The organism is Desulfocurvus vexinensis DSM 17965, assembly GCF_000519125.1.
Classification (GTDB): domain Bacteria; phylum Desulfobacterota; class Desulfovibrionia; order Desulfovibrionales; family Desulfovibrionaceae; genus Desulfocurvus; species Desulfocurvus vexinensis.
Genome location: NZ_JAEX01000006.1, coordinates 57,065 through 70,353, shown reverse-complemented (window position 1 = coordinate 70,353; position 13,289 = coordinate 57,065). Strand labels below are relative to the sequence as shown.

The 13,289-nt window shown below is 69.3% G+C and carries 12 protein-coding genes; 3 read left to right on the top strand and 9 right to left on the bottom strand.

Annotation, left to right across the window (positions count from 1 at the left end; translation table 11 throughout):
* Nucleotides 1-32 precede the first annotated feature (32 nt).
* Together ilvN and ilvB are read right to left on the bottom strand one after the other, a co-directional pair.
* Nucleotides 33-350, bottom strand: coding sequence for an acetolactate synthase small subunit (ilvN, locus tag G495_RS0107330; RefSeq protein ID WP_051445167.1), 318 nt, complete (start codon nucleotides 348-350; stop codon nucleotides 33-35).
* Nucleotides 337-2,022 carry an acetolactate synthase large subunit gene (gene ilvB, locus G495_RS0107325; protein ID WP_028587275.1) on the bottom strand — a complete coding sequence of 562 codons (1,686 nt, stop codon included), beginning with the start codon at nucleotides 2,020-2,022 and terminating at the stop codon, nucleotides 337-339. The genes ilvN and ilvB overlap by 14 nt, the downstream gene beginning before the upstream one ends.
* A gap of 613 nt (nucleotides 2,023-2,635) precedes the next feature.
* Between ilvB and G495_RS0107315 the strand changes: the two genes are divergently transcribed.
* A complete protein-coding gene (locus G495_RS0107315; protein WP_028587274.1) occupies nucleotides 2,636-5,044 on the top strand; it encodes an SLC13 family permease in 2,409 nt (802 codons plus the stop codon).
* 91 nt (nucleotides 5,045-5,135) lie between these two features.
* Here the strand turns inward: G495_RS0107315 and G495_RS20955 are convergent, their stop codons facing one another.
* Nucleotides 5,136-6,512, bottom strand: a complete 1,377-nt coding sequence (locus tag G495_RS20955; RefSeq protein WP_084457990.1) for a bacteriohemerythrin — start codon at nucleotides 6,510-6,512, stop codon at nucleotides 5,136-5,138.
* Nucleotides 6,513-6,771: 259 nt separating this feature from the next.
* Nucleotides 6,772-8,976, bottom strand: coding sequence for a thioredoxin domain-containing protein (locus G495_RS0107305; protein ID WP_028587272.1), 2,205 nt, complete (start codon nucleotides 8,974-8,976; stop codon nucleotides 6,772-6,774).
* A gap of 285 nt (nucleotides 8,977-9,261) precedes the next feature.
* Here G495_RS0107305 and G495_RS0107300 point away from each other — a divergent pair, with 285 nt between their 5' ends.
* The gene (locus G495_RS0107300; RefSeq protein ID WP_028587271.1) at nucleotides 9,262-9,543 is read left to right on the top strand and encodes a hypothetical protein; all 282 of its coding nucleotides are present in this window, start codon (nucleotides 9,262-9,264) and stop codon (nucleotides 9,541-9,543) included.
* A 68-nt stretch (nucleotides 9,544-9,611) separates the two neighbouring features.
* Here the strand turns inward: G495_RS0107300 and G495_RS0107295 are convergent, their stop codons facing one another.
* Both G495_RS0107295 and G495_RS18130 read right to left on the bottom strand, forming a co-directional pair.
* The gene (locus tag G495_RS0107295; protein ID WP_028587270.1) at nucleotides 9,612-9,875 is read right to left on the bottom strand and encodes a hypothetical protein; all 264 of its coding nucleotides are present in this window, start codon (nucleotides 9,873-9,875) and stop codon (nucleotides 9,612-9,614) included.
* 176 nt (nucleotides 9,876-10,051) lie between these two features.
* Nucleotides 10,052-10,264 (bottom strand): hypothetical protein, encoded by a 213-nt coding sequence (locus tag G495_RS18130; protein WP_035251314.1) that lies wholly within the window; start codon nucleotides 10,262-10,264, stop codon nucleotides 10,052-10,054.
* Nucleotides 10,265-10,479: 215 nt separating this feature from the next.
* On the opposite strand from G495_RS18130, the gene G495_RS0107285 reads away from it, so the two are divergent.
* Entirely contained in the window at nucleotides 10,480-10,659 is a 180-nt protein-coding gene (locus G495_RS0107285) for a ferredoxin (RefSeq protein ID WP_028587269.1), read from the top strand.
* Nucleotides 10,660-10,721: 62 nt separating this feature from the next.
* Here G495_RS0107285 and G495_RS0107280 read toward each other — a convergent pair whose 3' ends face one another.
* The 3 genes from G495_RS0107280 to G495_RS0107270 form a co-directional block, all read right to left on the bottom strand.
* The gene (locus G495_RS0107280; RefSeq protein WP_028587268.1) at nucleotides 10,722-11,870 is read right to left on the bottom strand and encodes a sensor histidine kinase; all 1,149 of its coding nucleotides are present in this window, start codon (nucleotides 11,868-11,870) and stop codon (nucleotides 10,722-10,724) included.
* A 118-nt stretch (nucleotides 11,871-11,988) separates the two neighbouring features.
* Entirely contained in the window at nucleotides 11,989-12,207 is a 219-nt protein-coding gene (locus G495_RS0107275) for a hypothetical protein (RefSeq protein ID WP_028587267.1), read from the bottom strand.
* 182 nt (nucleotides 12,208-12,389) lie between these two features.
* A complete protein-coding gene (locus tag G495_RS0107270; protein WP_028587266.1) occupies nucleotides 12,390-13,220 on the bottom strand; it encodes a tetratricopeptide repeat protein in 831 nt (276 codons plus the stop codon).
* Between the last annotated feature and the right edge of the window lie 69 nt (nucleotides 13,221-13,289).

Here is a 13,289-nt window from a genome sequence, read left to right as displayed (position 1 = left end):
CCAGGGCAGCCCCGAGTTTTTTCCACAGGCGGCTACGCCTTGAAGAACCGCCCCAGCTCCGCGAACACCGGGTGGTCGCCGCCGTGGCGCGCCACATGGCGCACGTCTTCCAGCTTGCCCACCTGGGTGATCATCTGCTCCAGGCGGCGCTGGTCTTCCACCAGCAGCCAGATGCGGCTTTTGGCACCATCGCCCACGGGCATGCAGGCGATGCCCTCCACGTTGTAGGCCCGGCGCGAGAACAGCCCGCAGACGTGGGACATGACGCCGGGATGGTTGTTCACCGTGAGTTCGAGCACGACGTGCTGCATGGCCTTCTCCTTGGCGGGGGCGGGGTCAGGGGCGAACATGGGCTGCGTCTCCGATCATTTCGCGGTTGGCGGCGCCGGGGGGCACCATGGGGTACACGCCCTCGGCGGCGGGCACGGGCACGCGGATCAGGCACGGGCCGCGCTCGGCGAAGGCCATGGCCAGGGTCTGGGCCGGGGCCACGCCCGTGGACAGGTCAAAGGCGCGCATGCCGAAGCCCCGGGCGATGGCCGTGAAGTCCGGGCGCATGCGGTAGTCCGAGCCGAAGATGCGCCCGCCGTAGAAGAGCTGCTGCTGCTGCTGCACCAGGCCCAGGGCGTTGTTGTCCAGCAGCACGATCTTGACGTTGGCGCCCTGCTCCACGGCGGTGGCCAGCTCCTGGATGTTCATGAGGATGCTGCCGTCGCCGCTGAAGCAGGCCACGGGCAGGTCGGGCCGGGCCAGGGCCGCGCCGATGGCGGCGGGCACGCCGAAGCCCATGGTGCCCAGGCCCCCGGAGGTCAGCAGGCGGCCCGGGCGGGCGAAGGGGTAGGCCTGGGCCGTGCGCATCTGGTGCTGGCCCACATCGGTGCAGACCACGCCGTCCTCGCCCAGCAGCCGCGCCACGTGCGCGATGACGCCGTAGGCGCTGGCGGGGTCGTCGGCGTACGGCGGCTCGAAGCCGTGGCTCGCGCGCAGCCGGGCCACGCGCCCGGCCCAGGGGGCGCGGTCGCGCCGCTCCACCAGCGGCAGCAGCGCGTCCAGGGCCTGGGCCGCGTCGGCGGTGATGCCCACCTCGGGCGTGCGCAGCTTGTCCATCTCGCCGGGGTCGATGTCGATATGCACCACGCGGGCCCGGGGGCAGAACTGGTCGAGCTTGCCCGTGGCGCGGTCGTCGAAGCGCACGCCCACGGCCACGAGCAGGTCGCATTCCTCCAGCAGGATATTGGTGCACGGCGCGGCGTGCATGCCGAGCATGCCCAGGCACAGCGGATGCGTGGCGGGCAGGGCGCCCAGGCCCATGAGGGTCATGGCCGCAGGGATGGTCGCGCCATCGGCCAGCTCGCGGGCGGCCCGGGCCGCGCCCGAGCGCGCCGCGCCGCCGCCCAGGTAGAGCAGGGGGCGCTCGGCGGCGTTGATGAGCGCGGCGGCCCGGGCCAGGGCGTCCGGGTCCAGGGCAGGCAGGGGGTCGGGGCGGCCCGGGGCGGGCCAGGCCGCGAAGCTCGCCACCTGGGTCTGCACGTCCTTGGGGATGTCGATGAGCACCGGGCCGGGGCGGCCCGAGGCGGCGATGCGGAAGGCGGCGGGGATGACCGTGAGCAGCTCGGCGGCGGAGCGCACCAGGAAGTTGTGCTTGGTCACCGGCAGGCTCATGCCGTAGATGTCCACCTCCTGGAAGGCGTCGGTGCCGATCATGGCGCTGGGCACCTGGCCGGTGATGCAGATGAGCGGCACGGAGTCCAGCCGGGCGTCGGCCAGGGCGGTCAGGGTGTTGGTGGCCCCGGGGCCGGAGGTGGCCCAGAAGACCTGGGGCTGGCCGGTGACGCGGGCCATGCCCTGGGCGATGAACCCGGCGCCCTGCTCGTGGCGCGCGAGCACGTGGCGGATGACGGCGCTTCTGGACAGCGCGTCGTACAGCGGCAGGTTCGCGCCGCCGGGGATGCCGGGGATGATGCGGATGCCTTGGCGTTCCAGGAGCCGGACGACGATTTCGGCTCCGCTTGCACGTTCCATGGGACCAGCCTCCTTGTGTTGCCCGGGGCGGGCGGCGGAGGCTGCCGGAGGCGCATCGCCCCGACGAAAAACCCCCGCCGGCCTGCGCCAGCGGGGGTTGCAATGCTATGAAAAAGTGCGAGCCCGACTACAGCGCAACGGCGTTGCGACGACGTACGACGACCAGCGCTACGACGACCAACGCCTTGGCGGCGAGGAGCAGTAGGGCGAGTCGGGTCGGGGTCATCGGGGCAATCCTTGGGGTTTTGGCCCGTGTCGGGGCCGTGGTGCCTTTTCTGGTTGCGTACACCCGGGGGGCGGGGCCGTCAAGGGGCGGCGCGGCACATTGGGGATGACCCCGGGCGCGCCTTGGCGTATACTGGCCGCTGGGCAGTGGCGCTCTGCCGCGTTGCCCAACAAATCCAAACCCTCGCGTTGTTTCTGCCCGTCGGCCTTGGACTTTTTCGTGCGTCCGCCCTCATGACCGAGCGGCCTGGAAGCAGGGATTTTTCGACTGTCGGACAAGGAAAATGCCGCCCCTGCGGGCGGCCCGGCCCGGTGCGGGGCCGGAGTATGACGTATCACAGGCAGGGGCCGCCCGGCGCGCGGGCGGCCTTTGAATGGAGGACCCGGCGTGCTGCAACTCGTCCTGCTCATGGGCATCACCCTGGCGGCCCTGGTGCTGTTCATCGGCGGCTGGCTGGCCGTGGACCTCGTCGGCCTGCTGGTCTTCTCGGCCCTGGCGCTGACCGGGCTGGTGGGCCCCGAGGAGGCCCTGGCCGGGTTCAGCAGCCCGGCGGTGATCACCGTGCTGGCCATGTTCATCCTTTCCGCCGGGCTGTCGCGCACGGGGGTGGCCTACCGGCTGGGTCAGCCGCTGCAACGCTTCGCCAAAAGCCCCGAGTGGGTGCTCATCGTCGTGCTCATGGCGGCGGCCAGCATTTTTTCGGCGCTCATCAACACCACCACCGTGGCCGTGATCCTGCTGCCCGCGACCATGGACCTGGCCCGGCGCAGCGGGCGGGCGCCCTCGCGGTTGCTGCTGCCCATGGCCCTGGGCTGCCTGCTGGGCGGGCCCTTCACGGGCATCTCCACCCCGCCGAACATCCTGGTCACGGATTCCCTGCGGAATGCCGGGCTTACGCCCTTCGCCATCTTCGACTTCACGCCCATCACCGGGGCCATCGTCCTGGCGGGCATCGTGTTCGTGGTCGTGGCGGGGCGGCGGCTCTTGCCTGCGGCGGCGCGAGGGCAGGTGGCGGCCTCGGGCGGTACCGAGGCGTCCTACCAGTTCGACGCCCACGTCTTTTCCCTGGGCGTCCTCCCGGGCTCGCCCCTGGCGGGGCGGACGCTGATGGAAACCCGCCTGGGCTCGGCGTTGCAACTGACGGTGGTGGCCCTGCGCCGGGGCGAGGACCTGCTTCTGGCCCCCCGGCCCGACGAGCGCCTGCAGGAGGGCGACGTGCTCGTGGTCCACGGGCCGGTGGAGCGGTTCCGGCATTTCCACGGCAGCAAGCACCTGCGTGCCACCCCGGGCCACGTGGCCGAGGGGTTGGCCGAGCGGCGGCTGCTGGTGGCCCGGGGCGTGGTGGCCGAGGGTTCGGCCCTGGTGGGCCAGTCCCTGGCGGAAAGCTCCCTGCGCCGCGAGCACCGGGTCCACGTGCTGGCCCTGGACCCTGCGGGGGCGCCGGGCGCGGCCCAGGGCCCCACCGGCCCCAGTGGCCCGACGGGCCCCAATGGCCCCAATGGCCCCAATGGCAAGGGCATGGCCCACCGGCCCCTGGCCGCAGGCGACGCCCTGACCCTGCTGGCCGAGCCCGCGGCCCTGGCCGAGGTGGCCCGCCTGGGCCTGCTGGCGGGCCTGGAAACGCCCGCCCTGGCGCAGGAGGAACACGCCCCGGCCGTGCCCGCCGCCGGGCCGTACATGTCCCTGCATGTGCCGCCCGAGTCCGCGCTGGTGGGCGTGAGCCTGGCCGAAAGCCACCTGGGCAACAAGTTCGGGCTGACGGTGGTGGGCATCCACCGCGACGGGGCCCTGCTGTGCATGCCCGAGCCCGGCGAGGTCATCCAGGGCGAGGACGTGCTCGTGCTGCACGGCTCGGAGCGCGATTTCGACGTGCTGCGCAGCTTGCAGGACCTGGCGCCCATGCCCACGCCGCCCAGCCTGGCCGCCGAGCTGGAGTCCCAGCGCATCGGGGCCACGGAGATACTGCTCTCGCCGCGCACGACGCTCACGGGCAAGACCCTGGCCGAGCTGCGCTTCCGCGAGCACTACGGCCTGAGCGTGCTGGCCCTGTGGCGCGGGGGCAAGGCCCTGCGCACGGGGCTGCCCGAGCTGCCCTTGCAGTTCGGCGACGCCATGCTCGTCTACGGCTCGCGCAAGAGCCTGGAGGCCGTCTCGCGCGATGCGGATTTCCTGGTGCTGGACCAGGAGGCCGCCCAGGCCCCGCGCCTGGACAAGGCGCCCCTGGCGGCGGCCATCATGTTCGCCGTGGTCCTGTCGGCCATCCTGGGCCTGGCGCCCATCGCCATCACGGCCCTGGCGGGCTCGGCGCTGATGGTCCTGTTCCGTTGCCTGAGCATGGAGGAGGCCTACCGGGCCATCGAGTGGAAGGTCATCTTCCTCATCGCCTGCATGCTGCCCCTGGGCGTGGCCGTGGAGAACACCGGCGCCGCGCGCATGGGCGCGGAGGTGCTCATCTCCACGGTGGGCCACCTGGGCCCGCGCTGGGTGGTGGCGGCGCTGTTCCTGGTTACGGTGCTGGGCACGCAGGTCATCCCCACGGCGGCCCTGGTGGTGCTCATGGCCCCCGTGGCCCTCAGCGCGGCGGCGGACCTGGGCATCTCGCCGCACCTGCTGATGATGACCGTGGCCATGGCCGCCTCGGCCAGCTTCGCCAGCCCCCTGTCCCACCCCGCGCACCTGCTGGTCATGGGCCCGGGCGGCTACCGCTTCACGGACTACCTGCGCGTGGGCATCCCGTTGACGGCGGTGGTCATGGCCGCCAGCGTCTGGCTGCTGCCCATCCTCTGGCCCGCGTAGGGCGGAATGGTGCTCGGAAATATTAAATTTGGCTCTGGACTAGCTGAGAGGGTTCTCTCGGATGGTTTTGAGGATGGTAGCATAGGGCTCGTCACCTCGATGGTTGCTCTTGCCCCTTACCTGGCTCACCGATTTCAAGATAGGGGAAGAATTTCCTATCTTCTTTGAGCATGTGGTCCCTGACGATCTTGATGACCATGATGTTGAACAGGTCTGTTACAGACGCATGTCCATCTTTGAATTTGTCGAGGAGTGCATGCATGTCCTGAATCAGATTACTGTGGGCCCTGCTGTGGGTGTCGGCTCCTGGATATCCAGCTTTGCGGAAAATTTCGTCTTCGGCTCGAAAATGGGCAACCATGTGGCTGGTGAGTTCATCGGCGAAAGCCTCCACCTGCTCGTCGGGAAGACCAGCTATGGTCGCCGCCAGAAGGTTGTTGGACAATACAAACAAGTGCTGGTGCTGCTTGTCGATTGTTTGGCATCCAGATTCGTATTCCTTCTTCCATTCAAGCCGGATGAAGGACGTGAGCATACGTTCTGGGGGCGTTTCAGGAGAGGATTTTCCTGCGGCGTGGTGCGCCACGATTTTGTTTCTCCCGGTTTCTTTCGCTTTGTATAGGGCTTCATCCGCTATCTTTAAAAGTGCTTCCATGGAGAGGTCAGTCTCTGTGAAAGAAACCAATCCTATGCTGATGGTGAACTGGATTGCTTCTCCCGAAGTCTCAACAATGAGCTCCTCAATCCGTTTTCTCATCCGCTCGGCCAGCATTATGGCGATGCTGGCATCGGTATTGAGGATGAGAGCGCCGAATTCTTCGCCCCCCAAGCGCCCAAAGGCGTCCACGACGCGTAACGAGCTGCTGCATTCTTGAGCCATCTTGCGCAACACTTCATCCCCAACATCATGGCCATATGTGTCGTTGATTCTCTTGAAATGATCTATGTCGATCATCATAAGAGCTTGGGGCTCACAAAATCTTCTTCCCCGAATAATTTCCCTTGTTGCGCATTCGATGAAATAGCGTCGGTTGGATACTCCGGTGAGTTCATCTTCCCTTGCCAAGCGGGTAAGCTCAGATTCCAGTCGCTTTTGCTGGGTGATGTCTTGTATTTGGGAGATGAAGAAGCGAGGTGATTCGTCTTCGTTCCTAACAAGCGAGACGCTGAGGAGAATATGAACAATGTGGCCTTGCTTGTGGAAGTAGCGTTTTTCCATCTGGTAGGTATTAATCTCTCCTGCAAGGACTTGATGGACGAATTTTAGGTCGTCATCCAGGTCGTCCGGGTGGGTGACATCTTGAAATGTCTTGGCCATGAGCTCTTGCGAGGTATAGCCGATAATCGAACACAGAGCATCGTTGACCTTAATCCAAGTCCCGTCAGGTGCAACTATGGCCATACCAATGGCGGCATATTTGAATGCACTTTGAAACAAGGCGTCCTGCGTTTCTTTGAATGCGCTCATTTTAGGACCTATATAAAAAAAGGTTCAAAAGCTTTTGGTGATGCCATCGTGTGTGGTCTTCATCGTCTGACGTTTAAATCGGATTTTATCTTGTAATCAAATGCAAGTGATTATCCATATTCTTTGCATAAAGTTGGCTAAATCGCAAGTGATTAGAGAGAAGGCGCGTCGAAGGCCGGAACCCGCATGAAAAAACAAGCCCTCCCCGCCAGCCTGGGCTGGCGGGGAGGTCTGTGTTTGTGCGACCGGTCGCCGGAGGTCAGAACGGCAGGCGCGCGGGGTCCGTGGCCGGGGGGGCGCAGGTCTGGTCGCGGCAGATGTAGGCCGTGGCCTTGCCGCCCTGGGCGGCCATGTCCTGGGTGAACGGCGCAAGGGCGTCCAGGCGCGTGTCCGCCGGGTTCTTGAGCAGGACCAGGGTGTCGGGCGGGGCCTGAGTGCGGATGGCGGCGAGCAGGGCTGCGGTGTCCGGGCTGCCGGGGGTGCCGACCACGACCACGTCCGGGCCCGGGGCCAGCCAGCGGAGCAGGCCGCACAGGAAATGGGCGTGGGCCGAGGGATTTTCGGCGAGGTTGCCCGAAAAGGCCGCCAGCAGCGCCTCGGCGCGGCGGGTGTGCGCCGGGTCGCCCGTGAGCCGCCCCAGGGTCAGCAGGTTGTCCAGGGCCAGGGAGTTGGCCGAGGGGTGCGCCCCGTCGTAGACCTCCTTGGGCCGCGCGGGCAGCCCCGGGGCCTGCCCGGCGGTGAGGAAATAGCCGCTGCCCGTGGGCGCGGCGCCTGCGTCCGGGGCCCCGGGCTGCCGCGCGCCTGTCGCTGCTGGCGCTCCGTGTTCTTTGCCCATTCCCGGAGTCTCCGCTGCCGCCTGCGTCTCTCCTTGCGCCGCCCCCGGGGTCGCCGGGTCCCAGAAGTCCTGGTCCATGCGCCGTTGCAGTTCCAGGGCCCGGGCCAGGCGGTCGGGGTCGTGGTCCGCCGCGTAGAGTTCCAGCAGGGCGCCCACCAGGGCCGCGTAGTCGTCGGCGGTGCCGGGCACGGCGGCCTGCCCGGCGCACCACGAGTGCCACAGCCCGCCGTCGGGGCGGACCATGGCCGTGAGCACGAAATCCGCCGCGCGCCCGGCGGCCTCAAGCAGGTCCGGGCGGTCCAGCAGGCGCGCGGTGCGCGCCAGGGCGGCGATCATCCGCCCGTTCCAGTCGGCGAGGATCTTGGTGTCCATTGCGGGCCGGGGGCGGGCCTCGCGCGCGGCCAGCAGCCGGGGGCGGATGCGCTCCCAGCGGGCGTCCTCGGCGGCGGGCAGGGGGCCGCGCAGGTGCAGGATGTTGGCGCCCGTGGGCTGGCCCGTGGCCTCGTCGCGGTAGTTGCCCCCGGCCTGCATCCCGAAGCGCGTGGTCACGAAGGCGCCGTCGTCGGGCCCCAGCAGGGCCATGATCTCGGCGGTGGTCCAGACGTAGTGGGCGCCTTCGCCGTGGCCGCCCTGGCCGTCCGGGCTGTCGGCGTCCTCGGCGCTGTGGAAGGCGCCGCCGGGCGCGGTGAGCACGCGGGTCACATAGTCGCAGGTTTCCTCGGCGCTGCGCGCGAACAGCGGCGCGCCCGTGGCCGCGAAGGCGTCCAGGCAGGCCAGGGCCAGCCCGGCCTGGTCGCAGAGCATTTTCTCGAAGTGCGGCAGCAGCCATTTTTCGTCGGTGCTGTAGCGGAAAAAGCCCAGGCCCACCTGGTCGAACATGCCGCCCAGGCGCATGGCCGACAGGGTGTGCAGGGCCATGTCGCGCGGGGCGGGCTGCCCGCTGCGCCGGGCCTCGGCCAGCAGGAAGGCCGGGACGTGCGGCGCCGGGAACTTGGGCCCCGGGCCGAAGCCGCCGAAGCGTTGGTCGTAGCGCAGGGCCAGCTCGCGCGCGGCCTCCTCCGGCACCTGCGCGCCGGGCAGGGCCCCGCCCTTGGCCGCGCCCGCAAAGTAGCCCGCCAGGTGTTCGGCCACCTGGGCGGCGGCCTTGGCCAGGGTCGCGCGGTCCTCGCGCCACAGGCGGCCGATGTGCGTGGCCATCTCCACAAGCCCGGGCCGCCCCGGGCGGCCCGGCACGGTGCGCGGGGGCAGGTAGGTGGCGGTGAAGAAGGGCTCGCCGTCCGGGGTGGCGAAGACGGTCAGCGGCCAGCCGCCGCGCCCGGTGGTCATCTGGCAGGCGGTCATGAACACGGCGTCCACGTCGGGGCGTTCCTCGCGGTCCACCTTCACGCAGATGAACTGCGCGTTGAGGGCGGCGGCCACCTCGGCGTCCTCGAAGGATTCGCGCTCCATGACGTGGCACCAGTGGCAGGCCGAGTAGCCGATGGAGATGAACAGCGGCCTGTCCTGCTCGCGGGCGGCGGCCAGGGCGGCCTCGCCCCAGGGGCGCCAGTGCACGGGGTTGTGCGCGTGTTGCAGCAGGTAGGGGCTTTTTTCGGCAGCCAGCAGGTTGGCGGCGGGGGGCTGGGGCATGGTGGCGGCTCCTTGGCGGCGGATTGCCCGGCGGCGTGGCGGCTCACGAGGCACGGGCCGCCGCGCGGGCTCGTGGTGGTTCTTACAGGGCTTGGGGGCGCGGCGTCCAGCCCCGGGCCGCCCCCGGGGGCACCTTGGCGGAAATCCGGCGGCGGCGTGTGGCCCCGCCTCGGGGCACAATGCTTTTGACGCACCCCCGGCGGCAGCGTATGGGGGGAGAGCGGGGCGCCGTGCCCCGCGCCCGGCGGCGAAGGGGGCATGGCCGCATCAAGCAAGAGAGGACGTATGACCGAGGAAACCGCGCCCGACCTGGGCTCCCTGGACGTGGATGAACTGCTGGGGCGCATGGAGGGCGGCATCTACGCCCTGCTGAACTCGTCCGAGGACTACGCCGACTTGTTCAAGGTCGCCGCCGCCCTGGGCATCAAGGATTTCGTGACCAGCAGGCTCGGCCACCTGGACAAGGACCGGCTGATGGTTCTCTTCGAGGACGGCGAGCAGGTGTTGTCGCTGTTCATCCGCCACGCGGTGGACAAGAACCTGCTGGAGCCCGAGGACCAGGACTGAGCCCCGGGCGCGCCTGTTTCTGGCCGGGCCGCCGGGGTCCTGGCGCCTGCGCCGGGCCGGGCGGCCCGTCAGTCGTCGATGGGGCCCCAGGTGTAGCCCTGGCCCTGCATGCAGCGGCCGACCCGCGTCTCGATCTCCTCGTCGGAGCGCTCCACGGGGGCGTAGGTGCCGTCGCCCTGAAGCTCGTGGGTCGCCTCCCAGGTGCAGTTGTCCTCGTCGATGCTCCAGGCCGAGGGGTGCAGGCCTTTCTTGGACCAGCCAAGGGTCGGCCCGCAGGCGGCCAGCAGGGCGGCGGCGGCCAGCGCGGCGGCCAGGGATGCGATGCGGTTCATGGCGCCTCCGTGACGGGTTGGGATTGCTGCTGCGGCCCTTGGGCCACCGCAGTGGTGTGACACAAGCGCGCCCCGAGGTCAAAGGCCCGGGCGCGCACAAGGAAAACCCCGCCCCTGCAGGCGTGCAGGAGCGGGGTTCCGCTGTCGAAGGCGTCCGGTCCGGCGGCGCGGCGGCGTTAGATCATCATGTCGAGCATGGTCCCGGAGCCGTTGTACGCGGCGCCGAGCACGCTGGTCTGGAAGTCGTAGTCGGCGTTGGAGCCGAAGGACGACTGGTTCGAGTTCATGTAGTCCAGAGTCTTGGATACCACCTGGGCGCCGAATTCCTGCTTGCTCATGCCCATGGACATGGTCGTCGTGGACATGTCCGAGCTGATGCTGAAATCCATAGGCCTCCCCTCCTTGCCGCAGGCCGAACAAAACGCCTTGTCCCCGTCATATCGGCAGGGCTTGAGGGAACTTTAGGGCCCGGGGCGAAAAAAGACCGCCCCGGGGCGGGAAATGCTGGTGGCACACTCGGTATTGTTGAAAAAGCCCTGGAAAAAGCGGGCCGGATGCCCTATGGTCCGGGCAAGCCTTTCAACCCAATACGGAGGTCCGAGCAATGGGTATCGTCATCAATGAGGATTGCATGGGCTGCGAATCCTGCGTCGAGCTGTGCCCCGACGTCTTCGAGATGAACGCCGACGGGGACTTGGCCGTGGTCAAGGACCCGGACAGCACCCTGGACTGTGTGGGCGAGGCCATTGACGCCTGCCCGGCGCAGGCCATCTCGCGGGAGTGACCCGGCGGGACGAACGAGGCAAGGACAACGGGACCGGACCGCAAGGCCGGTCCCGCCGTTTTTTACGGGGCGGCGGGGCGGCGGGGCAGCTCCACGCAGAAGACGGTGCCCTCCTGCTCCGTGGACGTGAACCAGACCCGGCCCCCCAGGTGGTTCTGGGCCAGCAGGCGCATGCTGAAGGTGCCCAGGCCCCGGTCGTCGCCTTTGGACGAGAAGGAGCGGCGGAATATCTGGCGCTGGACGCGGGCCGGGATGCGGCCCTGGTTGTGGACGAAAAAGCCCACCGTCTCGCCCTGGGCGCGGCACCAGGCGCGCACGGCGCCCCCGGGGGGCGTGGCCTCCAGGGCGTTCTTGAGCATGTTGCCCAGCACGCGGCCCAGCAGGGCCGGATCGGTGACCAGCTCCACCGCGTCGCTGGCCTGCTCCACGGCGATGGTCCGGCCCTCGGCCCGGGGGTGGTTGGCGTACTGCGCGGCCAGGGCGTCCAGCAGCTCGGCGGAGCGCACCGGGGCGTTGCGCACCACCAGCTCCTGGCTTTCTGCGGCCAGGAGGGTCTTCTGGCTCTGGATCTCGTCCACCAGGTGGGTCAGCGTGCGCAGCAACAGGCCCAGCTCGTGGCGCTGCTCGCCCTCGGCCTGCTCGTGGAGCAGCTCCACCAGCCCGGTGGCGTTGCCCGCGCTGTTGATGATGTCGTGGAAGAAGATGCGCTCTAAGTAGCGGCGGCGCTTGGCGTGGCTCACGTCGTGGATGGTGAAGATGGTCAGCGGGCGGCCCAGGGTGACGTAGGGCGCGGCGTGGACGAGCAGGTCCAGGGCCGTGATCTCGCCGCCTGCCTCGCGCAGCATGTTGCACTCGCGGGTGGCGGCCAGGCCGCGGATGCTGGAGAGGATGGCGCCCACGGCCCCGCATTCGCGGCAGAACTCGGTGGTCCCGCAGCCGCCGGGGGTCTGGCGGGCGTAGGTGCAGTCGAACAGCTCGCCGGGCCTGCGGCCCAGGGCGTCGCCGGGGCCGTCCTTGTCCAGGTACAGCCACAGGGCCTGGTTGCCGTGCACCAGCTGGCGGCAGGGGTTGAGCACCAGCACCGGCGCGGGCATGGCGTCCAGCACCTCGGAGGCGGTGGACGTCTGGAACAGGCGGGCGTCGGCGAGGATTTCCGCTTCGGGGGAGCGCTCCGCCGGGGCGAAGGCCGTGGGCAGGGGGGACGTGCTCATGGGCGTGCCTGTCTCGCGTGTCCTTGTCTTGCAAGTGCTTGCCGCCGCTCAGGCTTTCCCACGTTTCGGGCCGCGCGGCAAGGGGGGCGGCTCCGGGTGGCGCTGCGGGCGGCGGCCTTCAGCGGCCCCGGGCCATGAGGCCCACGGCCTGTTCGTGGTCCTCGGGGTAGCGCAGGCCCTGGGGGCCGACGATGAACCCCGGGCGCAGGGCGTCGGAGCGCGGGTCGGCCAGGGGCATGATGACCCACGCGCCCGAGCCGTCGTCGCCCACGACCATGTCGTGGCCCTGCTCGCGGGCGAGGCTGGTGGCGCGTTTGATGCTGGCCTTGAGGTCCATGGGGGCTCCGGGGCTGGGGGTGGCGCGGGGCGCGCTGTCCGGGGCGCGCGCTACGGGGATACCCGCGCCCGGGGCGGGGGTCAAGTCGCGCTGTGCGCCTAGTCGCGTTGCGTCCCGTGCAGCGGGGGCCGGGGGCCTTGTGGCCCTGTGTCGAAGGCTGTCGCGCGGGCGGCGGGGCGGGGTCAGCCCGTGCGGCGCATGATCTCGCGGGCCTCGGTCAGGGCGGGGTCGGCGTCCAGGGCCTTGCGGGCGAATTCGTAGGCCTTGTCGCGCTTGCGCCAGGTCATGTAGTGCCGGGCCAGGTTCAGGTAGGTTTGCGGGTGGCCGCCGAACTGGCGGATGGCCGCCAGGTAGACCGCCTCGGCCTTGGCCATCTCGCCCAGGCCCTGGTAGGCCTGGATGGCCATGGTGTAGATGGCGGGGTCGCGGGGGTCGGCGGCCCGGGCCTGGGCCAGGATGTCGGCGGCCTCGGGCAGCAGATCCTTGTCCAGCAGGCGCGCGGCGATGTCGGCCAGCACGCCGGGCTCGTGGCCGAACTCGTCCACCACGCGGCGCAGCCAGGCCTTGCCGCGCGGGTAGCGGCCCTCGTCCAGGGCCCGCTGGCCGCGCTCCAGCCAGGTGGCCTTCTTTTCCTGGAGGGCGGCCAGACGCCGGGCCTCGGCCTCGCGCTCCTTGGCGTCCATGCGCTCGCCGATGATGTCGAGCTTGGTGCGCACGCGCTCCTCGCAGCCGGGGCCGTAGGCCAGAAAGGGCCGGGCGCGGATCTTGATGCCGTGCATGAAGGCGATGACGCCGGGGTTGGAATTGAAGTTGTCGCAGAACTCGATGCACAAAAATTCCAGCTCGTGCTTGTGTTTGCCCACGAGCTGGGCGCAGTCGGGCTTGATGGCGAAGGCCGTGGTCGCGGCCTGGACGGCCTTGCGGTATTCCTTGCGGCGCAGGTAGCCGTTGGCCCGGGCCAGGTTGCGCTTGACGCGGTGATAGGGCGAGTCGGTGCCAGGTCCGGGTCCCATGCAGGTGGCGCTCCAGGTCGGTCCGGTGGTGTGGGCGGTTGGCAGACCGCCGGGGAACCATGGCATGAA

Bases quoted from the DNA above. Each gene is read 5' to 3' on its own strand.
- G495_RS0107305 (WP_028587272.1), bottom strand. From the start codon at position 8,976: ATGCCCCAGCCCCCCGCCGCCAACCTGCTGGCTGCCGAAAAAAGCCCC.
- G495_RS0107275 (WP_028587267.1), bottom strand. From the start codon at position 12,207: ATGGACCTCAAGGCCAGCATCAAACGCGCCACCAGCCTCGCCCGCGAG.
- ilvN (WP_051445167.1), bottom strand. From the start codon at position 350: ATGTTCGCCCCTGACCCCGCCCCCGCCAAGGAGAAGGCCATGCAGCAC.
- G495_RS0107300 (WP_028587271.1), top strand. From the start codon at position 9,262: ATGACCGAGGAAACCGCGCCCGACCTGGGCTCCCTGGACGTGGATGAA.
- G495_RS0107280 (WP_028587268.1), bottom strand. From the start codon at position 11,870: ATGAGCACGTCCCCCCTGCCCACGGCCTTCGCCCCGGCGGAGCGCTCC.
- G495_RS0107295 (WP_028587270.1), bottom strand. From the start codon at position 9,875: ATGAACCGCATCGCATCCCTGGCCGCCGCGCTGGCCGCCGCCGCCCTG.
- ilvB (WP_028587275.1), bottom strand. From the start codon at position 2,022: ATGGAACGTGCAAGCGGAGCCGAAATCGTCGTCCGGCTCCTGGAACGC.
- G495_RS0107285 (WP_028587269.1), top strand. From the start codon at position 10,480: ATGGGTATCGTCATCAATGAGGATTGCATGGGCTGCGAATCCTGCGTC.
- G495_RS20955 (WP_084457990.1), bottom strand. From the start codon at position 6,512: ATGAGCGCATTCAAAGAAACGCAGGACGCCTTGTTTCAAAGTGCATTC.
- G495_RS18130 (WP_035251314.1), bottom strand. From the start codon at position 10,264: ATGGATTTCAGCATCAGCTCGGACATGTCCACGACGACCATGTCCATG.
- G495_RS0107270 (WP_028587266.1), bottom strand. From the start codon at position 13,220: ATGGGACCCGGACCTGGCACCGACTCGCCCTATCACCGCGTCAAGCGC.